The sequence below is a fragment of the Roseibium aquae genome, from assembly GCF_008711285.1.
Taxonomy (GTDB): domain Bacteria; phylum Pseudomonadota; class Alphaproteobacteria; order Rhizobiales; family Stappiaceae; genus Roseibium; species Roseibium aquae.
Genome location: NZ_VXDC01000001.1, coordinates 249,806 through 274,338 on the forward strand (window position 1 = coordinate 249,806; position 24,533 = coordinate 274,338).

Sequence of the window (24,533 nt, forward strand, 5' to 3'; positions counted from 1 at the left end):
CGCCTGGCCTAGCCGGTTACCGCAACACCTCCGTCCACGACGAGGGACTGGCCCGTCATTGCGGCGCTGGCCTGCGAGGCAAGAAACAGAACCGGGTCGACGATGTCCGCGGGCGCTAGCTCGCGTTTCAGACATTGGCGTTCGATATGGGCCGCGAGTTTTTCAGGTGTTGCCCATAGGTCTTTTTGACGCTTGGTGAGGACCCAGCCGGGCGCAATGGCATTGACCCGGATTCCATCGGGGCCGAATTCGCGGGCAAGGCTTCGAGTCAGGCCGTTTATGCCGGAATTTGCCGCCGCGTAGCCGGGAAACCCGGCGGCACCCATCATGTAGGCTATGGAGGAAAAATTGACGATTGACCCGCCCCCAGCAAGGCGCATGCCCGCTATGGCGTGCTGACAGGCGAAGAAATAGGCCTTGAGGTTCACCGCCTGGCACCAGTCCCAGAATTCTTCCGTCACCTTTTCGGTATCATGGCGTTGATCGTTGGCGGCGTTGTTGACCAACACAGTGATGGGGCCGTTCATCTCCGCCGCCTCGTCCATCGCCCTCTTCAGCGCGGGTATTTCCGTGATGTCGCAGGGAATGAAGAACGGCCGGGAACCATGCTTGCGTTCCATTTGGTCGCAAAAAGCTGCGGCATCTGTTCTCTGGACGAAGGCGACTTTCGAGCCCTGGGCCATGAACCCCTCGGTGAGGGCGGCGCCGATTCCAGATCCTCCGCCTGTAATAAAGACGGAAGTGTCCTTGAGATCTGGAAACATGGCCGGCATGCGAGGGCTCCCTTTTTCGATCTGACTGACGGGCGTGACCATGATCTCAGGGCCATCTGTGATTCATCCGGGCGACACTGTCATGCTTTCCGCGCCTTGATCAACTGTCGTCCATGAGCCATATGCATGCCCAGCCGCCCCGGTTCTCATTCAAGGGCAAGCGGGTTGCGGTTCAACAGGGTAGGTCCCATGCTTTCCGCAATCGTCATCGCAGTCATGGTTTTCGCCACCGCAACGACCGGTGGGATCTTCAAGCCTGGCGATTGGTATCTTTCCTTGCGAAAACCAATCTGGACGCCCCCGAGCTGGGCGTTTCCCGTTGTCTGGACCATCCTCTATTGCATGATCGGTTATTCCGGTTGGCTGGTCTGGCAGCAGCAGGGCCTTGGGATCGCGATGGCGGTCTGGACGCTCCAGCTCGTCTTGAACGCCGCGTGGTCCTGGATCTTTTTTGGCCTGAAGCGAATGGATATCGCGTTTATTGATGTCTGCTTCATGTGGGCGGCCATAGTCGTTTACATCATTGCCGCCTGGCCTGTTTCACCGACGGCTTCCCTTTTGTTTGTGCCCTATCTGGTATGGACAACCATTGCGGCGACGCTGAACAGGGTCGTGTGGCAAATGAACCTGGATCAGGCTCGTGGCCCGGCCACCGGGTGAGCCTTCGGTGCTTGCCTTTCTGAGAAAGTCAGGCGGAAACTCAGTCTTGGAGGCACATTTCTGGCGTCGGCCTGGGCACGCCGGCCGGAACCAGCCAAACAGTCAGGTCCGTCCGCTGTCCTGCGGTTTGGGAAACAGACGGCCCGTCAGATCGAGCGTGTGGCAAGTCAGGGCAAAGAGCAGCCAGACGACGATCGAAACCGTCCCCGCGCCACTGAGAGCCGCATGTAAAGCGCCAAGCAGCGCGAATCCCGCTCCAAGGGTCAACAGGAGCTTCATCGGGGCCCGCAACCGTTTGCGAAAGAGGGCGATGAGCACCGCCTCTACGACTATCACGGCGGAGGCGATCAGAACAATGTCCCCCGATATGACGAGCCTATCGAACCAAGCGGGCAGCATGTCTAACGAGCCCCCGCCCCAATCCCCAGAAGCTGTTGCATATCCTTGATGGCCACACGGACATGGGCCATCGGATCCTTTTTCACGAGCTTCTTGTTGAGATAGGATTCCCAGGTCAGCCGCTGGATGTCCGCGTCCTTGCACAAGGTCACGAATTTTTCGCGGCGCTTGTCGGAACTGTACCAGAAATACTGCATGAAGCCGAGGATCATGAAGACCCGGCCATGGCCTTTCATGAAGGCCTTTCGAATGCTGGCCAGCTCCCGGGCCCGGCCGCTCGCCAGATACCGCTGTGCGGCGTCGGCGGCGAGCGCTCCTGAGTGCATGGCGTAGAAAATGCCTTCCCCAGAAGAGGGCGCAACCACGCCCGCAGCATCGCCAATCAACACAACATTCCGGCCGTTGTCCCATTTCCGCATGGGCTTCAGCGGCAGGGGGGCGCCTTCTCTGCGAATTGTGGTGTTGCCCTCCAGCCCGAACCGGCTCCGGATAAGGGCGGTCGCGTCCTTCAAGTCATGGCCTTTCACCGCCGTGCCGACACCCACACTGGTCTGGTGACCATGGGGAAAGACCCAGCCGTAAAAATCGGGCGAGACAGCGCCGTCGTAGATAACCTCGCATTGGGTCGGGTCGAAATCGGACCCGGCAACCGGCTCGGGTGACTCGATAATCTCATGGTAGGCGAAAACGTATTTCGGACGTTTGTTCGGTCCGAAGATTGATCGCCTTACACCTGAGTTCGCGCCATCGGCACCGATCACCATCCGGGCCGTAACGGTTTCGGTCGTCTTGCGGTCAGTCTCAAGCGTTACCCGAACGGTGTTGAGATCCGCATCTTCCAGATGCTTGAAACTCGCCCGCATCCTGACGGCACCGGCCTTTTCCGCCCGGTCTCGCAGATAGGGGTCGAAATCCTCACGATCGACCATGCCCACATAGCCAATATCGCCGATTTCCATGCCAACCTTTTGGCCGCTTGGCCCGGTCATGCGGGCCCGGCGAACCCTCGCCTTGATCTGAGCAGGGTCGATTTCGAACTCCCGCATCGCATTGGAAGGAATTGCGCCTCCGCACGGCTTGATGCGGCCTTCCTTGTCGACCAGAAGCGTCTTCACGCCTGCGGAGGCAAGCCGTTCCGCAGCGGTTGCTCCAGCCGGGCCACCTCCCACCACCACCACATCGTAATCTGTCTGTCTCATTGTATTACTCCGCAGGTTCGAGGCCAGGAGAAGGAAAGGCCGGAAGGTCCGCATTGCTGGCCGTCCCGGCCTTGATCCGCAGCGCAACGAGGGCCGCCAGAAGGAAAAGAACCGCTTCCAGAGAAAAAACGATCAGGAACGATGTTCCGTCGTCGCCGGTCATCAACCGCGACAGATCGAGAAGCACGGTCCCGGCGAAGCCGCCAAGCCCGAAGGAAAGGGCCTGGGCCGCGCCCCAAACGCCCATTCGGATGCCGGTCTGATTTCCGCCGTTGCCTCCCGCAAGCATCATCATCGACCCGATGGCCGCGACGGCGAAGGCGCCGTTTGCCAACCCGAGCGTGAAGATGTTGGCGGCGAGGGGCCAATTGGGCGCCACCGTCGCGGCGAAGGCGAGGGCGGCAAGTGCGGCCGCGGAGGCGACACAGCCCCAAACCGTGAAGAGCCTCAGGATCAACGGTTTGCGCCTTGACAGAACGGTCCCAAGGACCCCGACCAATGCCATGCCAAGCAGAACACCGCCATGTTGCAGGCCGGACAGTTTGGTTGTTTCGCCGGGTGTCAGGCCGAACAAGAGCCCGCCGAACGGTTCAAGGATCAGGTCCTGCGTGCTGTAGGCAAGCATCGACATGAAAACGAACACGGTGAAAAGCCGGGCTTCCGGGTCGGCCCATGTGTCCTTGAGATTTTCGAAGAAGGAGGTGGCCGGTCGCGCCGTGCGCTGTCCTTGGGATGTCGAGTGACGTTCGATGCCCCATACGGCTAGGCAGGTCAGCAGAAAGGCAAGCAGTCCGGTCGCTCCGGTCACGATGATCAGCCGGGCAAAAGAAAACGGATCGAGAAACAGGCCGGACACGATCGCGGTGACGACGATGCCGCCGATCATCATCATCCAGACAATGGTCGCCGCGGCCGGGCGCCGGTGGACTGCCGTGCGATCCGCGAGCAAGGCCAGAAGCGAAGTGCCGCACGCCCCGACACCCAGTCCGATGAAGGTGAACGCGCCGAATGCGAGCGCAAGACCGGCAATGAGGTTTCGCTCGATCACAACCGGGCTGGCGGCAGCCAGCAGGCCCCCGGTTGCCAGAATGGCCATCCCGCCGATGATCCAGCGGGTACGGCCGCCGCCCCGATCGGATTGATGGCCCCAAAGGGGGCGCGAGATCTGGATGGCATAGTGCCAGCCGACCAAAAGGCCAGGGATGATGGCCGCCAGCGACAACTCCACCATCATTACCCGGTTCAAGGTGGAGGTGGTCAGAACAATGATGGATCCGAGCGCGGCTTGAACCAGGCCGAGGCGTATGATGGAGATCCAACCGAGCCCCCTGCCTGTACTGCCGGCGCAGGATGTGCTGACCATCTCTCCCTACCTCTTAGTTGGGGGTCCCATCACGGGGACAGGTTGTTGAGTGCCATTGCCGAGACCATCATCCCAGAGACATACAGGCCGACGCCGACCGCCGAGTACCAAATGGCGTTTTTTACGGGATCCTTGAGGAACCGGGGCAAGGCGAGCATTTGAAGACCGATCAGGATCGATACGATGCTGGCCGAGATCACCGATCCGAGGACGATGAGAACAGCAACAACGCCCGCCTGCGCCGCCAGCATGACGCCGCCGGTGACAAAGGCGGCCCGCCGGGTGCCCAGTTGCACGGGCAGCGTGGCAACGCCCATCTGCTTGTCGCCCTCGATTGCCTTGAAGTCATTGATGGTCATGATGCCATGCGCGCCGATGCCGTACAGAAGGGCAACAAGCATGACAGGACCCGGTGCCAGGGCGCCAAGGCTCGCGCAGGCAGCGGTAATCCAAGGCAACGTTTCATAGGAAAAGCCGACCGCGCCATTTCCGATCCAGCCGTTCAGCTTGAAGCGAAACGGCGGCATGCTGTAGCCCCAGGCCAGCAGCAAACCCAAAAGCGCCGCGAAGAAGACCCATGGACCAAGCAAAGCCGCGACAGCCAGAGACAAAAGCGAACCGATAAAGGAAATCCAAAGACCCCATCGGCCGGGCATACGGCCCGACGGGATCACGCGATCCGGTTCATTGATGGCGTCCACGTGCCGGTCGAACCAATCGTTGATCGCCTGACTCGTACCGCAAAGCAGAGGTCCGGCAAGCAATACGCCAAGACTGACTTCAAACCAGCGGCCATTGGCACCACCCACCGAGACTGCGCCGCAGGCATAAGCCCACATCGGCGGAAACCATGTGACCGGCTTCAGCAGGGCCAGAACGGCGCTTGGCGCGGGGTATTTGCCCCACGTGGAAAGGGCGGGCTGCAGTGACATGCCCGAAGTTTAGGATTGGGGTCTTGAAGTGTCAATTGAAATTGACAGTGTAAAGAAAAATAGACGCGTCTTATTTTGACCCGTCATAATCCTCCAAGCCGTGACGCTTGAGCTTGATATAAAGGCTCTGCCGGCTCAGGCCCAAAAGATCGGCGGCCGAAGCACGATTGTTTTCGGTCTGCTTGAGGGCTGCCTCTATGCAGAGTTTTTCGATCACATCCGCGGATTCGCGAATGAGTTCCTTCAATGGCACCCGGCCAATAAGCTCCGCAAAATCCGAGGTTGCCGTATGATGCGGTGTCCCGCGAACGCGTTGTCCCGCATCGCGCGGGTTCTGTTCATTGACAAGGATGACCACCCGGGGATCCGCATAAGCTGTGTCCATAAGGGCATTCAGGCGGACCGGCCGTGTGGCGCCGAGCCCATCCCTGAGAGCGGATTGAAAGAGCCCCACTTCGCCCTCGTCCTGGAGGCGCGACAACAGAACCTGCATGTCGACATTCGAAGCACCGAGCCAGTTATTGATGTTCCGGCCAATGACCTGGTTGCGGCTGAGAACATGCAAGAGATCCAGAAAACGGTCATTGACCGTGAGAACAATGCCTTTTGCATCGGTCAACACGCCTGGCTCGGGAACCGCATCCAGCCAGTCGTGCCTGGCATAAGCCAAACCGTTTTCCATTTGGGCGCCGGTGTTGGCGGGGTGGAGTGTCAAAAGAAAATTGACTTGGCCACTTTCCCGGTAGGGCGCGATGATCAGAACGAGTTCTTCATCGTCGGCCATACGCCGGGCGTGAATGGTCCGTTCGATGCCCTTGTCCCGCGCGGTTCCAAGCGCGCTCGCAATGGCGTCACGGTCTGTTTTCTTGAACAACGATGCCAAGCTTTCGCCCGCAAGTTTGCCTTGCGAGACGCCCAGCAACATGCCTGCGGAGGAATTGCCGTCCAGAATGCGCCGCTGGTCACCATCCACAACAAGAACGCCGCGGTCCAGTTTTTGAAAGATGATCCGATAGCGCGCTTCCGCTTCCCGAATGCGCCGGTATTCGCCTTCGAGCTCGAATTGGGCCTGGATCAGTTGTTGTTGTATTTCGGCAAATCTCCGCAGATCCCTGCCAAAAGCCAGCAAGCCGTCGAAGCCGTCGACCTTTGCCAGAATGTATTCGACCGGCAAGTCCGGCAGGCCTTTGTGTCGATGGTTCAGGTGATGGGGACGGCTGACGCCCGTCTTCATGCATTCATCGAGAAGCGCATCGATTTTCTCAAAGCACTCTGGCGTGACACTGTTCCGCCAAGGCTGTCCGATCCACGACTCGGGACGATAATTGGAAACAGCCTCGTCGCGAAAGGCAACGTCCTGCACCTTGCCGTCCAAAGCTATAATGAGGGTGATGTCCGCCCCAAGGGAGACGAGGCCAAGCGCGGTGCCGGCCGGCAATCCATCGAAGAGCCGACTGGAGTGTTGAAACTCCGTATGAGTCGATTTCGACGGCGCTTTATCCATATGTCCATCCGGCATAGGCCCCGATCTCATTTAAAACGGAGTCAGACCTTTCGCCCGCCAAATTGTGGTTCTTCTAGAAGGACATGCCGTTCAGCATGTTCTATGGCGAGGTATGTGTCTGAGAGAACTTTGTCAATGCCACGTTTAAAAAGACCACTGTTTTTTTCCAAAGCGGCAGGGCCGCCGGCCAAAAACAGGCATGACCCCTTCAAGGCCGCATGAAGGGTCTCGACCAGATGGAAAACATCCTTTGAGAGGTGTGTGCTCGACCAGGACAGACAAACGACCTCATTTTTTAAGTCACGAAGTTCGTCGGCCATGTCTTGCGGTGAGTTACGTTGTTGGAGCAGTCGGACGGTCCACCCCCGAATGCGGAAGTGCTCTTCAACCAGGCGTGCCGCGAACACATGCTGTTCGTTGCGCGGCAACAAGATCGCGATGCGCGGAGACATGTTCCAGGCATGATGGTCATGAACAACTGCGGCACTCCTGCGGAGAACGGTCTGCATGCGCGACACGCTTGTGGTGAGCTTCAGGAAATCCATGTTCCCCGCGGTCCATTCTTCGCCGCTCAGCCGGATTGTCTCTTGCATGAGGCACAACCGGTCAAACGGGTCCATGGCATAGTCTTGCAGGGCGCTCGCCAACGTATCAGTGCATCCGGTTGCCGCGAGCTCCAGGAAGTGACGGCATTCGGCCTGGATCTCCGGTGATCGAACGGACTTGATCTTCGATCTTACTTGCCCGGTGGACACGCGGCTCTTGAACTCCATCCCCGCAAGTGAGGAGAAGACAAGGCTTTTTACGGCCATCAAATCATCTAACAGAGGCTGGGGATATCCGCCCATGGGCCCAATGTCCTGGGAAAAGGCCCGATCGAAATGCGTCGCCCGGACAGTTGTCGATTCCTCGGCCATGTCCGTCTCCTTCCTTCGTGTCGAGACACATGACGCCGAGCGCCGTTTGATCTTTGCTCCAAATCCTGACGATCCGTCGCCTTCCGATCAACCGAAACCCTTGTGCATCGCGGTTTCCTTCAAGTCCTGCCTGTTTTGGCCCAGCCTACATTAGGCGCGAAGCGATCTGACGCCTATTGCCGAATTGGTAGCATGCCCCACCCCCACTTATTTGTAAATGCTTATTGACGTCAATCAAAGTTGACACTCTTGGTGAGCTGTGCCTATCCTTCGTGCACAACAAGCCAAGGGAGGCGGTTGTTTCCAACCGGGTCGAGAATGAGCGCACAGCGGCAGCCAGAGGGTCTCTATACGGCGGAGCAGCGCAAGCGCCGTGATGAGTCCCGGTGGACCTTGGTTCAAGCGATCCTCGCGCCCGTCCAGTTTCTCGTTTTCCTCATCAGTCTGGCGTTGATTGGATGGTACTTTGCGACCGGGGAAGCGTTGGCTGCGGCTGAAATCTCTATCGTCATCAAGACGTTGGTACTCTACACGATCATGGTGACCGGAGCGATCTGGGAGAAGGAAGTCTTCGGCCAGTATTTGTTCGCCCCCGCCTTCTTCTGGGAGGACGTGGTCTCGTTCCTGGTCCTTGCTCTCCACACCCTCTACCTGTGGGCTTATTGGATGGGCGGTTTCACGGCCGAGCAGGCGCTGCTGATCGCCCTGGCCGCTTATTTCGCCTATGTGATCAATGCCGCGCAGTTCCTTTGGAAACTGCGGCAGGCCCGCCTGCAGATGCCGTCTTCCGTTTATCTTCTGGGGGAGGGCGCGCAATGACCGCGACAACCTTGATCCAAAATCTTCCGGCCGGCGACGCGGTCGCCACGCACAAGCCGATCCTGCGGGAACGGGGGCAGCACGAAGTCTTCTGCGGTTTGACGTCGATCATCTGGCTGCACCGGAAAATGCAGGATGCCTTCTTTCTAATCGTCGGCTCGCGCACCTGCGCCCATCTCATGCAATCGGCAGCCGGCGTGATGATCTTTGCCGAGCCGAGATTCGCGACCGCCATCATCGGCGAACGGGATTTGGCCGGGATGGCCGATCTCAACGACGAACTTGACGGGATCGTCGAGCGCCTGCTTGCGCGCCGTCCCGAGATCCGGATGCTGGTTCTGGTCGGCTCCTGCCCTTCGGAAGTGATCAAACTCGATCTGGATCGCGCCGCTGGCCGATTGAACAAGATCCACGCCCCCGATTGCCGTGTCATGGCCTATTCGGGCAGTGGCATCGAAACCACCTTCACCCAAGGCGAGGACAACTTTCTTTCGGCACTGGTCGCCGACATGCCTGCCGAGGAGCCGGATGCCGGGCCATCCCTGATCGTAGTCGGGTCGCTGGCCGATGTCGTGGAAGACCAGTTCACGAGGATCCTTCAAGGCTTCGGTGTCAGGAAAATCGCCTTTTTGCCTTCCAGAACGAGCCGGGATCTGCCGCCAGTTGGGCCCAATACAAGGTTCATACTGGCGCAGCCATTCGACAATGTGACAGCGCAGGCATTGGTCCGGCGGGGCGCCCAGCAGATTTTCGGCCCCTTTCCCTATGGCGAATGGGGGACGACCGGCTGGCTCAGAGCCATCGCCGAGGCTTTCGATGTGGATCCGGAGCGGTTTGCCGCGATCACCGGTCCAGGGCGCAACAGGGCGCGTCAGGCTTTGGAGCATTACCGCGGTCAACTGGCCGGGAAACGGGTGTTCTTCTTCCCCGACAGCCAGATGGAACCATCGCTTGCCCGTTTCCTGCATGGTGAGATGCAGGCGGAAATCCAGGAGGTCGGCACGCCCTATCTCCACAGGGCCCATGTTGCGGCCGACCTGGCGGCCCTTCCCGAGACTGTTCAGATTTCCGAAGGGCAGGATGTGGACAGGCAGATCGACCGGGCTCGGGCCGCTGAGCCGGATCTCATCGTGTGCGGGATGGGGCTGGCCAATCCGTTCGAGGTTGAGGGCTATTCGACCAAGTGGTCCATCGAGTTCGTGTTCAGTCCGATCCAGGGCTATGAGCAGGCGGGTGATTTGGCGGAGCTCTTCGCCCGGCCGCTTGTGCGCCGCAGCCGTTTGAAAGTGGAGGCGTAGCGATGGAACTGGCGACCTGGACATATGAAGGCCCGCCCCATGTCGGTGCCATCCGGATTGCGGCCTCGATGGACGGTATCCATCTGGTGCTCCACGCCCCACAGGGCGACACCTATGCCGACCTGCTGTTCACGATGATTGAGCGGCGCAAGACCCGTCCGCCTGTGACCTACACGACCTTTCAGGCGCGGGATCTTTCCGGCGATACGGCCGAGATTTTCAAGACCGCGTGCACGGATGCGGCAGAGCGCTTTTCACCTGATGTTTTGTTGGTTGGGGCTTCATGCACGGCCGAACTCATTCAGGATGACCCCGGTGGCTTGGCCAAGACCCTCGGTCTTGCCATGCCGGCGGTGCCGCTGGAGCTGCCGTCCTATCAGAAAAAGGAAAATTGGGGCGCTGCGGAGACGTTTTACCGCCTGGTCCGGGCGTGTGCGGGATCCGAACGCAGAGACCGTCCGGAAAGCGCGCAGCGTGTCTGCAACATTCTGGGGCCGTCCTCGCTTGGCTTCCGGAACCGCGACGACATCGAAGAAGTCAAGAAGCTCCTCGATCTGCTGGGCGTCGAAGTCAACGTGATCGCTCCGCTTGGCGCGAGTGCCCGTGACCTGATGCGGCTTCCAGACGCGGGCTTCAACATTGTCCTTTATCCGGAAATTGCCGGTTCGGCCGCAAAATGGCTGGCGCGTATCCACGGGCAGGAGCTTGTGACAATTGTCCCCATCGGCGTTGGCGCGACGCGGGACTTCATTGCCGACGTCGCGCGGGTTGCCGGCGTCGACCCGCAACCGGCGCTGGCTGCCGGCGAGCGTTTGTCCTGGTACTCCCGGTCGATCGATTCGAACTATCTGACCGGAAAACGCGTCTTCATATTTGGCGACGCCACGCACGCCATCGCTGCGGCGCGGATCGCGGATGAGGAACTGGGGTTCAAGGTCTGTGGACTTGGAACCTATACCCGCGAGCTGGCGCGGGACGTTCGGATCGCGGCGGCGCAATATGGCGTCGAAGCGTTGATCACCGACGACCATTTGGCGGTGGAAGACGCCATTTTCGCGGCTCAGCCCGAGCTGGTTCTGGGCACCCAGATGGAGCGCCATGTCGCCAAACGTTTGCGGATCGCCTGCGCGGTAATTTCCAGCCCGGTTCATGTCCAGGATTTCCCGGCTCGCTACTCGCCGCAAATGGGCCTGGAAGGCGCCAATGTCATTTTCGACAGCTGGGTCCATCCGCTCATGATGGGGCTCGAGGAGCACCTGTTGCAGATGTTCCGCGATGATTTCGAATTCAACGACGAGACCCAGGCTTCCCATCTCGCGGCAGTCGCCCCGAAGGGCTATGGGACCGCCGCCGTGGATGGTCCGGAGCCTGTTTCCACTCATCAGGATATCAAACTCCAGGCCGCGCCCGAAGCGCTCGCCTGGACGGAAGCAGCCGAGAAGGAGCTGAAGAAGATCCCGTTCTTCGTGCGCGGCAAGGCGCGCCGGAATACGGAGAGTTTCGCCGTGGAACGCGGTGTCAATCCCATTACGATCGAGACCCTTTACGATGCAAAAGCGCATTTCGGCCGCTAGGCAACCCTGTGAAATGTCGCCGGCCGACGTGCCGGTGAACATTGTGATTGTCACTTTGGACAATCACATGGCGAGCGGCATCCGGCGGGTTGCCGCCGATCTTCGGGCTGAACTGCCCGGTCTCGATATCAAGCTGCATCCCATGGCCACCGTGGCGATCGACAAGGAGGCGGCCGAGGCCTGCCGCAAGGACATCGAGGCGGCGGACTTCATCATTGCCAACATGCTGTTCCTCGAAGACCATATTAATATGGTCATGCCCTGGCTGGAGGCCCGCAGGGAAGTGTGCGACGGGATCGTCGGATGTCTTGCGGCCGCGGAAGTCGTTCGTCTGAGCAGGCTCGGCGACTTTTCCATGTCGGAGCCAGCCAGCGGGCCAATGGCCATTTTGAAGCGCCTGCGTGGCAAGAAATCGGCCAATGGATCTGCCGGGCGCGGGCAAATGAAGATGCTGCGGGCCTTGCCCCGGATCCTGAAATACATTCCCGGCAAAGCCCAGCATGTCAGGTCTTATTTCCTGGTCATGCAGTACCTTCTGGCGGGATCCGACGAGAACCTGGCCAATATGGTGCGGTTTCTGATCTCTAAATATGCCAAGGGGCCGCGCGCGGCCCTGGCAAAGCGGGTCAGACCGAAGGACCCGGTGCACTATCCCGAAACCGGCCTGTATCATCCGGACATCTCTGAACGGGTTACCGACGATCTGCAGTCCTATCGCCGGGCTCTTGCCCGCCGCCCAAAGGCGCCGCGCGCGGCAAAGGGCACCGTCGGTGTCCTGGTTCTTCGCTCCTACATTCTGGCGGACAATGCCGGCCATTACGACGGCGTGATCCGCGAGCTTGAGGCCCGTGGTCTGGAAGTCCGCGTCGCCTTCGCCAGCGGACTGGATGCCCGGCCGGCGATCGAGGATTTCTTCATGAAGAATGGGAAGTCCGAAGTCGATTGCGTCTTGTCTTTGAGCGGGTTTTCGCTGGTCGGCGGGCCGGCCTACAATGACGCTGCCGCAGCCGAGGACATGTTGCGTCAGGTCGATACGCCCTACATCTCTGCCTTCGCTACGGAGTTTCAGACCCTTGAGGAATGGCGCAAGGGCGAACTCGGGCTGACACCGGTCGAGACCACCATCATGATGGCGCTGCCGGAAATTGACGGAGCGACCAACCCGCTTCTCTACGGCGGGCGTTCTGGGTCCTGCACCGGCAAATGCGGAGGCTGCGCCCGGAAATGCGACCTGGAGCCCGGCATTTCGCCCCGGGACATGATTGCCTGCCGGGAGCGGGTGGAAATGCTTTCGGACCGGGTCCAGAAGCTTGTCGCCTTGCGCCGCAGACCGAAGGCAGACCGCAAGATTGCAACAGTCCTCTATAATTTCCCGCCCAATGGGGGAGCGACCGGGACAGCGGCTTTTCTCGATGTTTTCGCCTCCTTGTTCAATACGCTGAAAGCCATGAAAGCTGATGGCTACACGGTGGAGGTGCCGGAAAGCGTAGATGCCCTGCGCGAGCTGGTTCTGGGCGGCAATGCCGATCTTCATGGGATGCCGGCAAACGTCGCTGCCCGTGTTTCGGCGGACGATCATGTGCGCGGTGAGCGCTGGCTGGCCGAGGTTGAAGCCCAATGGGGTCCGGCCCCCGGACGTATCCAGACCGACGGGCGAAATGTGCTGGTGCTGGGGCGGCATTTCGGGAATGTCTTTGTCGGGATCCAGCCCGCGTTCGGGTATGAAGGCGATCCGATGCGCCTGCTGTTTGAGGGCGGGTTTGCTCCCACCCATGCCTTTTGCGCCTTTTATAGCTATCTCAAGACGGGTTTTGCGGCCGATGCCGTTCTGCACTTCGGCACCCATGGCGCCCTTGAGTTCATGCCCGGCAAACAGACCGGTGTTTCCGGAGACTGCTGGCCCGACCGTCTGATCGGCTCTCTCCCGAACTTCTATCTTTATGCGGCAAACAATCCATCCGAAGGGACCATCGCACGGCGCCGCTCGGCCGCCACGCTGATCAGCTATCTGACGCCGCCTGTTGGTCAGGCAGGGCTCTACAAAGGGCTTTTGGACCTGAAGGATGCGCTCGATCGCTGGCGGGCGTTGCCGCCGTCGGACGAAGAGGAGCGGGCACGGCTGGAGCCGGTCATCCGCTCACAGGCCGTCCAGCTGGATCTCATCGGCGATGACGAGGACTGGTCGGATGGGGCCGCGGACAAGATCGCGGGTCTGACGGCAAAGGTCAGCGATTATGAAGCGGCCCTTATCCCGCACGGGCTTCATGTCATCGGACAAGCGGATTCCGAACACGCTCGCCGCGACATGATCACGTCCGTGAACACCGCACTGGAGGACGACGCGCTGCCTGAAGCGGAGCTGGCCGCGTTGCTCAATGGCACTCTTGTTTCAGACAAGAAGGAGGGGGCGGCTGCGACCCTTGCCAAGTTGAATGCGGATTTGCAGGTCGACCATGAACTTCCCGCGCTCCTCAGGGCGCTGGATGGCCGGTACATTCCGCCGGTGAGCGGCGGCGATATTCTGCGCTCACCCTCCATCGTGCCGACCGGACGCAATTTGCACGGCTTCGACCCGTTCCGGTTGCCCAGTGCGTTTGCCGTAGCGGATGGCCGGCGCCAGGCCGAACTGCTGATGAGCCGGTATGTGAAGGATACCGGGGCGCTGCCGAAACGGATTGCGATGGTGCTGTGGGGCACAGACAATCTGAAGACCGAGGGTGGTCCGATCGCCCAGGCCTTGTGGCTCATCGGCGCCAAGCCGCGGTTCGACAGTTTCGGACGCCTTGCCGGCGCGGATCTCATTCCGCTGGCGGAACTCGGCCGGGCGCGCGTCGATCTGGTCATTACCTTGTCCGGTATATTCCGGGATCTCCTGCCCCTCCAGACAAAGCTTCTGGCTGAAGCCTGTCTCAAAGCGGCCAAGGCGGACGAGCCGGAGAACATGAACCCCATCCGGGCGCATGCCCTGGCTTTCATGGAGCAGCAGGGCTGCGATATCGAAACCGCGTCCTTGCGCGTGTTCTCCAATGCTGCCGGCGCGTATGGGTCCAATGTCAATCTTCTGGTGGAGAGCGGGGCTTGGCAGGAGGACGGCGAGCTGGCCGACACCTACACCAAGCGCAAGAGCTTCGCCTACGGGATCGATGGTCAACCCGTCCAACAGGAAGCACTGCTGACCGCGGTGTTGAAGGAAACTCAATCGGCCTATCAAAACCTGGAATCCGTGGAACTCGGCGTGACTTCCGTGGACCACTATTTCGACATGCTGGGCGGGATCACGAGCGCAATCAAGAAGGCCGGCGGCGGAGACGCGGCGGTTTACGTGGGCGATCAGACAACCGGTTCCGGCAAGGTCCGCAGCTTGTCCGAACAGGTCGCGCTCGAGACGCGGACCCGGATGCTGAATCCCAAATGGTACGAGGCGATGCTCGACCATGGCTACGAAGGTGTCCGGCAAATCGAGAGCCACGTCACGAACACGCTTGGCTGGTCGGCCACCACCGGCCAGGTGGATCCCTGGGTCTACAAGACCCTGACCGAGACTTACATGCTCGACGAGACCATGCGCAAACGGCTGGCCGAGCTCAATCCGAAAGCAAGCGCCAAGCTTGTGAACCGGCTGATCGAGGCCGGAGACCGAAACTACTGGACGCCCGATGAAGACATGTGGGAGGCGCTGCGCGCCGCCGGCGATGAAATCGAGGATCGGGTCGAAGGTATCGGCGTCGAGGAGGCCGCAGCATGAACCTTTACACCCACCCCAAGACAGCTGCACACAATGCGCGCGCCGCAAGGCTCCGCCAGGCCGCCGGGGAGGATGGCGAGGGCAGCGTCCAGGTCCATCTGGAAGACGCATTGGAAGACACCAAGGCCAAGGTCTTTGCGATTTACGGCAAGGGCGGTATCGGCAAGTCGACGACCTCATCCAATCTTTCCGTCGCCTTTTCAAAGCTTGGCAAACGCGTCCTTCAGATCGGCTGTGATCCCAAACACGACAGCACGTTCACGCTGACGAAGAGCTTGATCCCGACCGTAATCGACGTTCTGGAGCAGGTCGATTTCCACCCGGAAGAACTGCAGCCCGAGGACTTCGTCTTCGAAGGCTACAACGGCGTGCAATGTGTCGAGGCGGGCGGCCCGCCGGCGGGAACCGGCTGCGGCGGATATGTCGTCGGGCAAACCGTCAAGCTTTTGAAAGAGCATCACCTTCTGGATGATACCGATGTTGTGATCTTCGATGTGCTCGGCGATGTGGTGTGCGGTGGATTCGCCTCGCCGCTGCAGCATGCCGAACGCGCGCTGGTCGTCGCCGCCAATGATTTCGACAGCATTTTTGCGATGAACCGCATCGTGGCGGCCATCCGCGCCAAATCTAAGAACTACGACGTGCGGCTCGGCGGCGTGATCGCCAACCGGTCCCGCGAGACCGACCAGATCGACCGCTTCAACGCGGCCATCGGTTTGAAACGGCTCGCCCACATCCCCGATGCGGACGAGGTTCGGCTCAGCCGTCTCAAAAAAGCGACGCTGTTCGAGATGGGCGACAGCCCGGCGCTGCAGGCGATCCAGAATGAGTACCTGTCCTTGGCTGACCAGCTTTGGTCAGGAACGGAGGAACTCAAGGCCGAGCCGATGAAGGACCGCGACATTTTCGATTTTCTCGGCTTCGAATAGGAGGCAGGGGCATGACCATGCTGACGAGCGCATATGTCAAACGCCGCGAAGAGATCGAAACCTATTTCGATCGCACAGCCCTGGAGGCTTGGAAACGGCTCACCAGCACCGAGAAGGTCAGCGGCATACGGGAAACGGTCCGCGCAGGCCGCGAGGAGATGCGGCTGGAACTTCTGTCCCGGTTTCCAGCGGACCTGACCGGTTGGAGAATACTGGACGCGGGCTGCGGCGGCGGTGCGCTGGCTTTTGAGTTGGCCCGCCGGGGAGCCGAGGTCCTGGGTGTGGACCTGTCCGCGCAAATGATCGATCACGCGCGCGCTGGTCTGCCAGAGGTGGACGGTCCGGGCCACCTGACGCTTGTGGCGGGCGACATGCTTGGCGACCATGGCCGGTTCGATGGCGTCGTCGCGATGGATTCCCTGATCCACTATCCGAGGGATCAGGTCGGCGCGGCCCTCTTGTCGCTGGCCTCCCGGACCACACGGAAGATGGTATTCACACTGGCTCCGCGAACCCCGTTGCTTGCGACGATGCATTTTGTGGGCAAGGCCTTCCCGCGATCCGACAGATCTCCGGCCATTGAGCCGGTCACTGCCAGGACGCTTTTGTCCGGTCTTGTGCGGGACCCTTTGATGGCGGGTTGGCGGGTCGGCGAAACCTACCGGGTGCATCGCGGGTTTTACATTTCCGAAGCACAGGAGCTCATTCGCTCATGAATCCTGTCCGGCAAATCAATGGCAAGATGATCGCATACTGGCAGACACTCGGGCCGCGCGTGCTGCCGTTTGCGGATGCGGCGACGGCCGACCTGCCGCTAAGCCGCCTGCTGCGCTTGTCCATGTTCCAGTGGTCGATTGGAATGGCGGCGGTGTTGCTGACGGGCACGCTGAACCGTGTGATGATTGTCGAACTTGGCGTGCCCACAAGTCTCGTGGCCCTAGTGGTCGCGATCCCGCTGCTGGTCGCCCCGCTGCGGGCACTGATTGGATATCGCTCGGACACCTACAAATCCGTCCTGGGATGGCGGCGCGTGCCCTATATTTGGCTCGGCACACTGATGCAGTTTGGCGGCCTGGCCATCATGCCTTTCGCCCTGTTGCTGCTGCAGTCCCAGACGACCGGGCCTGAATGGGCCGGGCCGGTTGGTGCTTGTCTGGCGTTCCTGCTCGTTGGACTTGGTATGCACACAGCTCAAACGGCAGGCCTTGCGCTGGCCACGGATCTGGCCGCGGAAAAGACCCGCCCGCGTGTGGTCGCGCTGATGTATGTCATGCTCTTGGTGGGCATGCTGGTTGCTTCCCTTGTTTTTGCATGGTTGTTGACGGACTTCTCGCCCAAGCTGTTGATTCAGGTCATCCAGGGGGCCGCCGTCGTGACGGTTGCCCTCAATGTGGTCTGTCTGTGGAAACAGGAACCGCGTAATCCGAACCGGACCCGCTCCGATCGTTCGACACCCTCCTTTGTGCAAGCGTTTGCGACCTATCGCGAAGACCGGGGCGTTCTCCGCCTGCTGGTCGGCGTTGGCCTCGGATCGGCCGCTTTTGCGATGCAGGACGTGCTTCTTGAACCCTACGGTGGCGAGGTGCTCGGGCTAAGCGTCAGCCAGACCACGCTTTTGACGGCTATTTGGACCTTCGGAACCCTGGCGGGGTTAGCCTATGCGGGACGGGCGCTGGCCCGCGGCTGGAACATGTACCGGCTGGCCGCGGTTGGTTTGCTCATCGGTGTGTGCGGCTTTTCGGCGATCATCCTTTCCGAACCGCTGGGTGCAGCCAATCTGTTCCGTGCCGGCACGATGCTGATCGGCGCCGGTGGCGGCCTGTTCGCGGTCTGCACCCTTTTGGCTGCCATGGCCATTGCCGACAAATCGGACAACGGCCTGGCGATTGGCGCCTGGGGCGCGGTTCAGGCGACGTCCATCGGGCTGGCCCTGGCGGCCGGTGGCTTGATCCGGGACGTGGTGAATGCCTACGCGGCCGCTGGCGGGCCGCAAAGCGCGCTGCACGCGCCCGCCGCCGGCTACAGCTTCGTCTATCACATTGAAATCGCACTTTTGTTTGGAAGCCTGATCGCGATCGGGCCGCTTGTCTCCCGGCATCGTCCGGACCGCGCGGTCACGGAGCGGCCGTTCGGCCTGGCGGATATGCCCGGCTAGGCGAGGTAAGAGGAGATACACACATGGAAATCGGCGCTATCACCGGATATATCGACGTCGCCCAGGTAACCCTTTATGTCTTCTGGGTCTTTTTCGCCTTGCTGTTGTTCTACATCCGGCAGGAAGACCGGCGGGAGGGCTATCCTTTGGAGGCTGACCAGACAGGCGCCTACAACAAGGATCCCTGGCTGTTCATGCCAAGCCCCAAGACCTTTCTTCTGCCGCATGGGCAAGGCGAGGTCAGCTTTCCGAACAACAAGCGGGACAGTGAGGACCGCCCGATCCCCGGCGAAAAAATCGCCAACTTTTCGGGCGCCCCGTATCGACCCACCGCTGAAAATCCGATGCTGTCGTCCATCGGTCCGGGTTCGTGGGCTGAACGGGCGGATCATCCCGATATGACCTTCGAAAACCATGTCAAGATCGTTCCGATGCGGATCGACAGCGATTGGTCTATCGCCGAAGGTGATACAGACCCGCGCGGCATGCGTGTCGTCGGCTGCGATCTGGTCGTGGCCGGGACCGTGAAAGACGCCTGGGTCGACCGGTCGGAGCAGATGATGCGCTACTTGGAGATCGAGACCGAGGTTGGTGATGCGCCGCGCCGCGTTCTGGTGCCGATGAACTTCGTCGTCATGAAGACCACCCGGGAACGCGAGCGCATCTTCTATGTTCACGCAATCACCGGCGAGCAGTTCGCCCTGGTTCCGGCAACAGCCTCCGACAGCCAGATCACACTGCTCGAAGAGGACAAGATCACGGCCTATTTCGGGTCTGGATTGCTCTATGCAACACCATCTCGTCAGGAGCCGCTCGCATGACCCACACGCATACCAACGGCCCTGAACATGACTTCGAGCCGGTCCCCGGGCTTCCGGCGGACCTGCCCAAGGGCGAAAAGATTCTGTGGCAGGGCCGGCCTGCGACAAAACTCGTCAGCCGGCGGGTCATGAAGGTCAACTGGTTTGCCGGCTATTTCGCGGTTCTGCTGGTCTGGACGCTCGCGGCCGGCTATGCCGATGGGCGGACATGGCCCCATGTGCTCTTTTCCGCCGGGGCCGTGCTGCTGCTCAGCGCTGTCTTCCTGGGAATGATGGAGCTGTTTGCCTGGGGCGTGCACAAGACGACACTCTACACGATCACCAACAAGCGGGTGGTCATGCGCATCGGCGTCGCGTTGTCCGCCACCTTCAACCTGCCCTTTGCCAAGATGGTGTCTGCTGACCTTCGGCTGGACAAGCGCGGTGGCGGCGACATTGCCCTGACCATGGCGCAAGGACACCGGCTGTCGTTCTTCTCGTTCTGGCCGCATGTGCGGGGCTACAAGTCAGGGTCGATGGTTCCGCAGATGATCTGTCTGAAGAACGCGCAGCAACCGGCCCGCATTCTGGCCGATGCCCTCTCCGGCTACGCCTCCGTTCGCATCCGGGAGGTGGCTGTTGCCGCATCGGAGGCCGGACCGGCCTTTGGCGGCGCAACCCCTGTCGCAGCGGAGTAACGGACATGGCCCAAACGCGCTCCTACGGAACCCTCGAAGCCAAGCGGCGGAAGAAGCCGGTCCGGTTTCCCGTCTTGCCGCTTTATGCAGCATTCGCCTTGATCGGAATCGCGGTGACGGCAACCGTCTTTGGAACGGTCACGGGCATTGGAACCGTTAAGGACAGTTTCGGTCAGCCCGTTGCCATCCGCGACATCATTTTGACCGGCGGCGTTGCCGAGACGGTCCGTGTTTATGACGCCCGCACAGGCAACATTCTCGTCGAGATCCCCGCGGAGGAAGGGGGCTTCGTCCGGGGATCCTTGCGGGCCTTGGACCGGATCCGCATCCAGACCGATGTGCTGGACAATGCGCCTTACCGCCTGATCCGGTGGGAAAACGGCGCGGTGTCCTTGTCCGACACGGCGAGCGGCGAACGGATTTATCTCAATGCGTTCGGTCCGGACAATGCGGCAGCATTCGCCAAGCTGCTTGAACAATGACTGAAAAGGGAGGACGGCCCAATGTCACTTTTATCACTCATCTTCCGGCGCCGGGAAACGGTCCCATGCACGGTGGAGATCAACAATACCTTTGAAGCCCTTGGCGGGCACTTGCGCTTCGACGGCGGGGTAACGGTCTATCCGGGCGACGAAGTGCTTGTGGAAGGCGCGCCGGTGACCGTCCCCTATGGCGAGCAGCAGACCTTCCGGCGTATGGCGACCATCACGCGTGCTTCGTCGCTGGAGCGGGCATGGACCCGAGCGACCGGCGATTTCGAATTCATGGAGCTTTGCGAGTTCTCATTTTCCGAAAGGGTAGAGGCATGAACAAGTCGGTAGACGTGAATTCGCTCGAGACGGCAGCCCGCCCGGTCAACGATACCACCAAGGCAGCGCTCGAAAGCACAATGCTCAATCCGCGTTTCTACACGACGGATTTTGAGGAGATGGACCGCATCAATGTTTCCGGGGTGCGCGCCGAGTGGGACGTTTTGATGGAGGAAATGCGCTCCGATCCCAACAAGGGGCATTTCAAGCGCAACGACGAGTGGGATGAAATCGATATAGACGGCATGCCCGACGATCTGCGTCGGGAGTTGATCGATTTTCTGGTTTCCTCGCTCACGGCCGAGTTCTCCGGCTGCGTTCTCTACAAGGAAATGAAGCGGCGGGGCAAAAACAAGGAAATTTGCGAACTCTTCGGGTATATGAGCCGCGATGAATCGCGCCATGCCGGTTTTATCAATGACGCGCTGAAAGACTTCGGAATTGGCGTGAATATGGGGTTTCTCGCCAAGGCCAAGAAATACACCTACTTCCGGCCGAAATTCATCTACTACGCCACCTATCTGTCGGAAAAAATCGGCTATGCGCGCTACATCACGATTTTCCGGCATTTGGAACGCCATCCGGAAAACCGCTTCCATCCAATCTTCAAGTGGTTCGAGGAGTGGTGCAACGACGAGTTCCGTCATGGTGAAGCCTTTTCCCTGATCATGCGTGCGGATCCCAAGCTGCTCGAGGGGCGGAACAAGTATTGGATCAAGTTCTTCCTGCTGGCGGTTTTCGCCACCATGTACGTTCGCGATCATGCCCGTCCGGCTTTCCACCGGGAACTCGGGGTCGATATCGAAGACTACGACATGCGGGTTTTCCGCCTCACATCCGAGATTTCGCGGCAGGTGTTTCCTCTGGAACTGGATCTCGACAACCCGTTGCTGCTGGATGGGTTCCGAAAGCTGGAGCGGATCAATCAGTCCATTGGACGGGCTGAAAGACAGGGTGGCGTTTTCGGGTCTTTGGCCAAGGGATGGCACATGGCGCGGGCGGGTGTGACGTTTCTTCGCCTTTACATGTTGCCGACCAAGACCAATGTGATCCCGGAAACCAGCCGGCTCCATCCGGTATGGTAGGACCAAGAGAATGACCGCTCTAACCGCCGCAGCGATCGCCGTGTTCATCTGGTGGACAGCCACCGGAGCGGTCATGCTTGTGGCCCGCTTCGGCAGCGCCCGCGGCGGGGCGGCGATGGCGGTCATGTCGCTGGTGGCACTTGCCGGTGTCGTGGCGCTCGGGCTGACCCGGAACGTGACGACGGAACAAAGCGCCTATATCGCATTCATGGGCGCGCTGGCCATCTGGGCCTGGCATGAAACCGCATTCCTTCTGGGTCTGGTCACCGGTCCCCGGCGGGTCGGACTTCATCAGGAACCGAGGGAAAAAACGCGTTTTCGGGCTGCTTTCAAGGCCGTCCGGGATCACGAGATCGGCCTGGCGCTCACGGCGCTCGTTCTGTTCGCCTGGCTGCATGATGCGGGCAACACCGCCGGGCTGTGGACCTATCTTCTGCTTTGGGGCATGCGCCTGAGTACGAAGATGATCATTTTCCTGGGCGCTCCCCACGCGTTCAACGAGCTGCTGCCGCACCGTTTGTCCTATTTGGAAAGCTATTTCCGGACAGATCGTCTCAGTCCGTTGTTTTGGGTATCGCTTGTTGCATGCATCTGTATTTTAACGGGCTTTTCTGTCGGGGCTGGTCTGGCAAACTACCCTCACGACGCTGTCAAATGGGGCCTGCTGGCGGCATTTGCGGCTCTAGCCTTGATCGAACACGCGTTTTTGGTATTGCCTGTCCGCGACAGTTTGTTGTGGACTTGGGCGCTGCGGGTTTGTCCCGTCAAGACGCAAGAAGACGAAACTCAGGGCCTGGTTTCGAGCCTTGACGAAAACGAAAGTCCGGCTCGACCCGGCGTGAAGTCGAAAGGAAACGTCTCATGGATCTGAACGCGTATTTCGAGGAGCGCTTGTCAAAGCTCCATGAGAACGGGAATTACCGGATCTTTGCCGATCTTGAGCGCAAGGCGGGAGCCTTCCCCAAAGCGACGCGGTACCGTGAAGACGGGTCGACCCAGGACGTGACCGTTTGGTGCTCCAACGACTATCTTGGCATGGGCCAGCATGAAAAAGTCGTGTCCGCCATGCAGGAGGTGATCGCCAAATGCGGCGCTGGCGCGGGCGGAACCCGGAACATCTCGGGCACAAATCATTACCACGTGCTTTTGGAGAACGAGCTTGCGGACCTTCACGGCAAGGAAGCTGCGCTGATATTCACCTCGGGATATGTGTCCAACTGGGCGGCCCTGGGCACGTTGGCCTCCCAAGTTCCCGGAATGATCGTTTACTCCGATGCTCTCAATCATGCATCCATGATCGAGGGGATCCGGCACGCCCGCTGCGAGAAGCGGATCTTCAAGCACAACGATCCGGCAGACCTCGCCAGGCAGATGGCTGCCGACGATCCTGGGGCGCCGAAGATGGTGGCCTTTGAAAGCGTCTACTCGATGGACGGGGATATCGCGCCGATCGCCGAGATTTGCGATGTCGCTGACCGGTTCAACGCGATCACCTATCTGGACGAGGTGCATGCGGTCGGCATGTACGGACCGCGCGGAGGCGGTGTTGCCGAACGGGAAGGGTTGATGGATCGCCTCACCATTATCGAAGGCACCCTGGGCAAAGCGTTCGGTGTCATGGGCGGGTACATCACCGGCTCCAGAACGATCGTTGATTTCGTGCGATCCTTCGCCAGCGGCTTCATCTTCACCACGGCTTTGCCGCCGGCGCTGGCGGCTGGCGCAGCGACTTCGATCCGGCACTTGAAGGAGAGCCAGGAAGAACGCGCGGCCCATCAGGCCGCGGTCGCAAAGGTGCGCGCTGCCCTTGAGAAGCGCAATATTCCCCATATGCCGAACCCGAGTCACATCGTTCCGGTGATGGTTGGAGACGCGAAAAAATGCAAGTGGATCTCGGATATCCTGCTGGACAACTACGGGATCTATGTTCAGCCAATCAACTATCCGACGGTCCCGGTGGGAACCGAACGACTTCGCTTCACGCCGACACCTCTGCATAGTGACGAAGATATCCGGTACTTGGCGGATGCCATTTGCGATTTGTGGTCGCAATGCGCCTTGGCTCGGGCCGTCGCCTGAGGAAGGCCGATGTCCTCGGTCGTGACCTTCTCGCTCTACAGGTTCGACGGATGGGCGGATAAAGTCTGGGCCTTGTTCAATATGCCGGTCTCGAAACTGGCCCTGCGGCGTGTTCCGGGGGCGAGTTTCACCAAGATGATGGGAACCGGAGGCGGTGCCGGCTTTTCCTGGAAGCCGAATTACGGCGTCTACGCGATGTTGTGCGAGTGGCCTTCGGTGGAGACTGCGGAACACGCGTTTGCCAACGCGCCGATCTTCCAACGGTACCGATCCCGGGCACTTGAAACAGCGACCCTTTTCCTGGAGCCGGTCAGCGCCCGGGGAACCTGGGACGGGCACGTCTTCTCTGTTCCTGGTCACGGCGTCGAGCAGGCACGGCCGGTCATCGCGATGACCCGTGCGACCCTGCGTTTGAAAACCCTTTTGTCCTTCTGGCGCCGTGTTGGCCGCATATCCGACGATGCGGAGGTCGAGGCCGAGCAGCATTTCATGATTGGGACGGGTGAACTGCCCTGGGTCCGTCAGGTCACCTTTTCGGTCTGGGCCTCCATCGAGACAATGGAGCGGTTCGCGCGGAAGAGCGCGAGCCACGGGGAAGCGGCCCGCCTTGCCTTTGCGCGGGGCTGGTTCAGAGAATCCTGTTTCATGCGGTTCAATCTCGTCAAGGCGAGCGGCACATGGCCGGGATTGGACGATCTGGTCGGTTGTGACCGCCGTGTGCGGTTCAGTCCTGACACCCGCAGCCGGCCCGCGGCCAGCGTGGCGGCCAGAACACTGTCCGAAAGGGCCTCCTGA

The 24,533-nt window shown here is 60.3% G+C and carries 23 protein-coding genes; 16 read left to right on the top strand and 7 right to left on the bottom strand.

Annotated elements, in window-relative coordinates; translation table 11 throughout:
- Positions 1–8: 8 nt before the first annotated feature.
- Positions 9–773 carry an SDR family NAD(P)-dependent oxidoreductase gene (locus F0184_RS01065; RefSeq protein WP_150493570.1) on the bottom strand — a complete coding sequence of 255 codons (765 nt, stop codon included), beginning with the start codon at positions 771–773 and terminating at the stop codon, positions 9–11.
- Positions 774–962: 189 nt separating this feature from the next.
- Here F0184_RS01065 and F0184_RS01070 point away from each other — a divergent pair, with 189 nt between their 5' ends.
- Entirely contained in the window at positions 963–1,433 is a 471-nt protein-coding gene (locus F0184_RS01070) for a TspO/MBR family protein (protein WP_150493572.1), read from the top strand.
- Between the two features lie 102 nt (positions 1,434–1,535).
- Here the strand turns inward: F0184_RS01070 and F0184_RS01075 are convergent, their stop codons facing one another.
- The 6 genes from F0184_RS01075 to F0184_RS01100 form a co-directional block, all read right to left on the bottom strand.
- Positions 1,536–1,832 carry a hypothetical protein gene (locus tag F0184_RS01075; protein ID WP_150493574.1) on the bottom strand — a complete coding sequence of 99 codons (297 nt, stop codon included), beginning with the start codon at positions 1,830–1,832 and terminating at the stop codon, positions 1,536–1,538.
- A gap of 2 nt (positions 1,833–1,834) precedes the next feature.
- Positions 1,835–3,031: a geranylgeranyl diphosphate reductase gene (locus F0184_RS01080; protein WP_150493576.1), complete on the bottom strand. Its 1,197-nt coding sequence runs from the start codon at positions 3,029–3,031 to the stop codon at positions 1,835–1,837.
- Positions 3,032–3,035: 4 nt separating this feature from the next.
- Positions 3,036–4,394, bottom strand: a complete 1,359-nt coding sequence (locus F0184_RS01085; protein ID WP_150493578.1) for a BCD family MFS transporter — start codon at positions 4,392–4,394, stop codon at positions 3,036–3,038.
- A 29-nt stretch (positions 4,395–4,423) separates the two neighbouring features.
- Entirely contained in the window at positions 4,424–5,326 is a 903-nt protein-coding gene (gene chlG, locus F0184_RS01090; protein WP_150493580.1) for a chlorophyll synthase ChlG, read from the bottom strand.
- A 70-nt stretch (positions 5,327–5,396) separates the two neighbouring features.
- The gene (ppsR, locus tag F0184_RS01095) at positions 5,397–6,830 is read right to left on the bottom strand and encodes a transcriptional regulator PpsR (RefSeq protein ID WP_172971936.1); all 1,434 of its coding nucleotides are present in this window, start codon (positions 6,828–6,830) and stop codon (positions 5,397–5,399) included.
- Between the two features lie 41 nt (positions 6,831–6,871).
- Positions 6,872–7,678 carry a cobalamin-dependent protein gene (locus F0184_RS01100; RefSeq protein ID WP_172971937.1) on the bottom strand — a complete coding sequence of 269 codons (807 nt, stop codon included), beginning with the start codon at positions 7,676–7,678 and terminating at the stop codon, positions 6,872–6,874.
- Positions 7,679–8,065: 387 nt separating this feature from the next.
- Here F0184_RS01100 and bchF point away from each other — a divergent pair, with 387 nt between their 5' ends.
- From bchF to F0184_RS01175, 15 genes are read left to right on the top strand one after another with little or no spacing between them, the layout of a single operon-like run.
- A complete protein-coding gene (gene bchF, locus F0184_RS01105; protein ID WP_150493587.1) occupies positions 8,066–8,566 on the top strand; it encodes a 2-vinyl bacteriochlorophyllide hydratase in 501 nt (166 codons plus the stop codon).
- A complete protein-coding gene (locus tag F0184_RS01110; protein WP_150493589.1) occupies positions 8,563–9,864 on the top strand; it encodes a ferredoxin:protochlorophyllide reductase (ATP-dependent) subunit N in 1,302 nt (433 codons plus the stop codon). Before bchF ends, F0184_RS01110 begins: the two co-directional genes overlap by 4 nt.
- A gap of 2 nt (positions 9,865–9,866) precedes the next feature.
- A complete protein-coding gene (bchB, locus tag F0184_RS01115; RefSeq protein WP_150493591.1) occupies positions 9,867–11,438 on the top strand; it encodes a ferredoxin:protochlorophyllide reductase (ATP-dependent) subunit B in 1,572 nt (523 codons plus the stop codon).
- Entirely contained in the window at positions 11,413–15,183 is a 3,771-nt protein-coding gene (locus F0184_RS01120) for a magnesium chelatase subunit H (protein ID WP_150493593.1), read from the top strand. Before bchB ends, F0184_RS01120 begins: the two co-directional genes overlap by 26 nt.
- Complete coding sequence (gene bchL, locus F0184_RS01125; RefSeq protein ID WP_150493595.1) at positions 15,180–16,112, top strand: ferredoxin:protochlorophyllide reductase (ATP-dependent) iron-sulfur ATP-binding protein; 933 nt, start codon at positions 15,180–15,182, stop codon at positions 16,110–16,112. The genes F0184_RS01120 and bchL overlap by 4 nt, the downstream gene beginning before the upstream one ends.
- Positions 16,113–16,129: 17 nt before the next feature.
- Positions 16,130–16,828 carry a magnesium protoporphyrin IX methyltransferase gene (gene bchM / locus F0184_RS01130; RefSeq protein WP_150494579.1) on the top strand — a complete coding sequence of 233 codons (699 nt, stop codon included), beginning with the start codon at positions 16,130–16,132 and terminating at the stop codon, positions 16,826–16,828.
- Complete coding sequence (locus tag F0184_RS01135; RefSeq protein ID WP_150493597.1) at positions 16,825–18,267, top strand: BCD family MFS transporter; 1,443 nt, start codon at positions 16,825–16,827, stop codon at positions 18,265–18,267. Before bchM ends, F0184_RS01135 begins: the two co-directional genes overlap by 4 nt.
- Positions 18,268–18,290: 23 nt before the next feature.
- A complete protein-coding gene (puhA, locus tag F0184_RS01140) occupies positions 18,291–19,088 on the top strand; it encodes a photosynthetic reaction center subunit H (protein WP_150493599.1) in 798 nt (265 codons plus the stop codon).
- Positions 19,085–19,765: a photosynthetic complex putative assembly protein PuhB gene (gene puhB / locus F0184_RS01145; protein ID WP_150493601.1), complete on the top strand. Its 681-nt coding sequence runs from the start codon at positions 19,085–19,087 to the stop codon at positions 19,763–19,765. The genes puhA and puhB overlap by 4 nt, the downstream gene beginning before the upstream one ends.
- A gap of 5 nt (positions 19,766–19,770) precedes the next feature.
- On the top strand, positions 19,771–20,247 hold the full coding sequence (gene puhC / locus F0184_RS01150; RefSeq protein WP_150493603.1) for a photosynthetic complex assembly protein PuhC: 477 nt from the start codon (positions 19,771–19,773) through the stop codon (positions 20,245–20,247).
- Positions 20,248–20,268: 21 nt separating this feature from the next.
- Positions 20,269–20,574, top strand: coding sequence for a hypothetical protein (locus F0184_RS01155; RefSeq protein WP_150493605.1), 306 nt, complete (start codon positions 20,269–20,271; stop codon positions 20,572–20,574).
- Complete coding sequence (gene acsF, locus F0184_RS01160) at positions 20,571–21,659, top strand: magnesium-protoporphyrin IX monomethyl ester (oxidative) cyclase (protein ID WP_150493607.1); 1,089 nt, start codon at positions 20,571–20,573, stop codon at positions 21,657–21,659. The genes F0184_RS01155 and acsF overlap by 4 nt, the downstream gene beginning before the upstream one ends.
- Before the next feature lie 10 nt (positions 21,660–21,669).
- Positions 21,670–22,530 carry a putative photosynthetic complex assembly protein PuhE gene (puhE, locus tag F0184_RS01165; RefSeq protein ID WP_150493610.1) on the top strand — a complete coding sequence of 287 codons (861 nt, stop codon included), beginning with the start codon at positions 21,670–21,672 and terminating at the stop codon, positions 22,528–22,530.
- The gene (gene hemA / locus F0184_RS01170; RefSeq protein ID WP_150493612.1) at positions 22,521–23,738 is read left to right on the top strand and encodes a 5-aminolevulinate synthase; all 1,218 of its coding nucleotides are present in this window, start codon (positions 22,521–22,523) and stop codon (positions 23,736–23,738) included. Before puhE ends, hemA begins: the two co-directional genes overlap by 10 nt.
- A gap of 9 nt (positions 23,739–23,747) precedes the next feature.
- Positions 23,748–24,533, top strand: coding sequence for a spheroidene monooxygenase (locus tag F0184_RS01175; protein WP_150493614.1), 786 nt, complete (start codon positions 23,748–23,750; stop codon positions 24,531–24,533).

What these genes read in the sequence shown, in the direction of transcription:
- acsF (WP_150493607.1), top strand. Translation starts at nt 20,571, where the DNA reads ATGAACAAGTCGGTAGACGTGAATTCGCTCGAGACGGCAGCCCGCCCG.
- F0184_RS01135 (WP_150493597.1), top strand. Translation starts at nt 16,825, where the DNA reads ATGAATCCTGTCCGGCAAATCAATGGCAAGATGATCGCATACTGGCAG.
- bchF (WP_150493587.1), top strand. Translation starts at nt 8,066, where the DNA reads ATGAGCGCACAGCGGCAGCCAGAGGGTCTCTATACGGCGGAGCAGCGC.
- F0184_RS01155 (WP_150493605.1), top strand. Translation starts at nt 20,269, where the DNA reads ATGTCACTTTTATCACTCATCTTCCGGCGCCGGGAAACGGTCCCATGC.
- F0184_RS01085 (WP_150493578.1), bottom strand. Translation starts at nt 4,394, where the DNA reads ATGGTCAGCACATCCTGCGCCGGCAGTACAGGCAGGGGGCTCGGTTGG.
- ppsR (WP_172971936.1), bottom strand. Translation starts at nt 6,830, where the DNA reads ATGGATAAAGCGCCGTCGAAATCGACTCATACGGAGTTTCAACACTCC.
- bchL (WP_150493595.1), top strand. Translation starts at nt 15,180, where the DNA reads ATGAACCTTTACACCCACCCCAAGACAGCTGCACACAATGCGCGCGCC.
- F0184_RS01110 (WP_150493589.1), top strand. Translation starts at nt 8,563, where the DNA reads ATGACCGCGACAACCTTGATCCAAAATCTTCCGGCCGGCGACGCGGTC.
- F0184_RS01070 (WP_150493572.1), top strand. Translation starts at nt 963, where the DNA reads ATGCTTTCCGCAATCGTCATCGCAGTCATGGTTTTCGCCACCGCAACG.
- F0184_RS01175 (WP_150493614.1), top strand. Translation starts at nt 23,748, where the DNA reads ATGTCCTCGGTCGTGACCTTCTCGCTCTACAGGTTCGACGGATGGGCG.
- chlG (WP_150493580.1), bottom strand. Translation starts at nt 5,326, where the DNA reads ATGTCACTGCAGCCCGCCCTTTCCACGTGGGGCAAATACCCCGCGCCA.
- F0184_RS01075 (WP_150493574.1), bottom strand. Translation starts at nt 1,832, where the DNA reads ATGCTGCCCGCTTGGTTCGATAGGCTCGTCATATCGGGGGACATTGTT.
- puhC (WP_150493603.1), top strand. Translation starts at nt 19,771, where the DNA reads ATGGCCCAAACGCGCTCCTACGGAACCCTCGAAGCCAAGCGGCGGAAG.
- puhB (WP_150493601.1), top strand. Translation starts at nt 19,085, where the DNA reads ATGACCCACACGCATACCAACGGCCCTGAACATGACTTCGAGCCGGTC.
- bchM (WP_150494579.1), top strand. Translation starts at nt 16,130, where the DNA reads ATGCTGACGAGCGCATATGTCAAACGCCGCGAAGAGATCGAAACCTAT.
- puhE (WP_150493610.1), top strand. Translation starts at nt 21,670, where the DNA reads ATGACCGCTCTAACCGCCGCAGCGATCGCCGTGTTCATCTGGTGGACA.
- F0184_RS01120 (WP_150493593.1), top strand. Translation starts at nt 11,413, where the DNA reads ATGCAAAAGCGCATTTCGGCCGCTAGGCAACCCTGTGAAATGTCGCCG.
- hemA (WP_150493612.1), top strand. Translation starts at nt 22,521, where the DNA reads ATGGATCTGAACGCGTATTTCGAGGAGCGCTTGTCAAAGCTCCATGAG.
- F0184_RS01080 (WP_150493576.1), bottom strand. Translation starts at nt 3,031, where the DNA reads ATGAGACAGACAGATTACGATGTGGTGGTGGTGGGAGGTGGCCCGGCT.
- puhA (WP_150493599.1), top strand. Translation starts at nt 18,291, where the DNA reads ATGGAAATCGGCGCTATCACCGGATATATCGACGTCGCCCAGGTAACC.
- F0184_RS01100 (WP_172971937.1), bottom strand. Translation starts at nt 7,678, where the DNA reads ATGGGCGGATATCCCCAGCCTCTGTTAGATGATTTGATGGCCGTAAAA.
- F0184_RS01065 (WP_150493570.1), bottom strand. Translation starts at nt 773, where the DNA reads ATGCCGGCCATGTTTCCAGATCTCAAGGACACTTCCGTCTTTATTACA.
- bchB (WP_150493591.1), top strand. Translation starts at nt 9,867, where the DNA reads ATGGAACTGGCGACCTGGACATATGAAGGCCCGCCCCATGTCGGTGCC.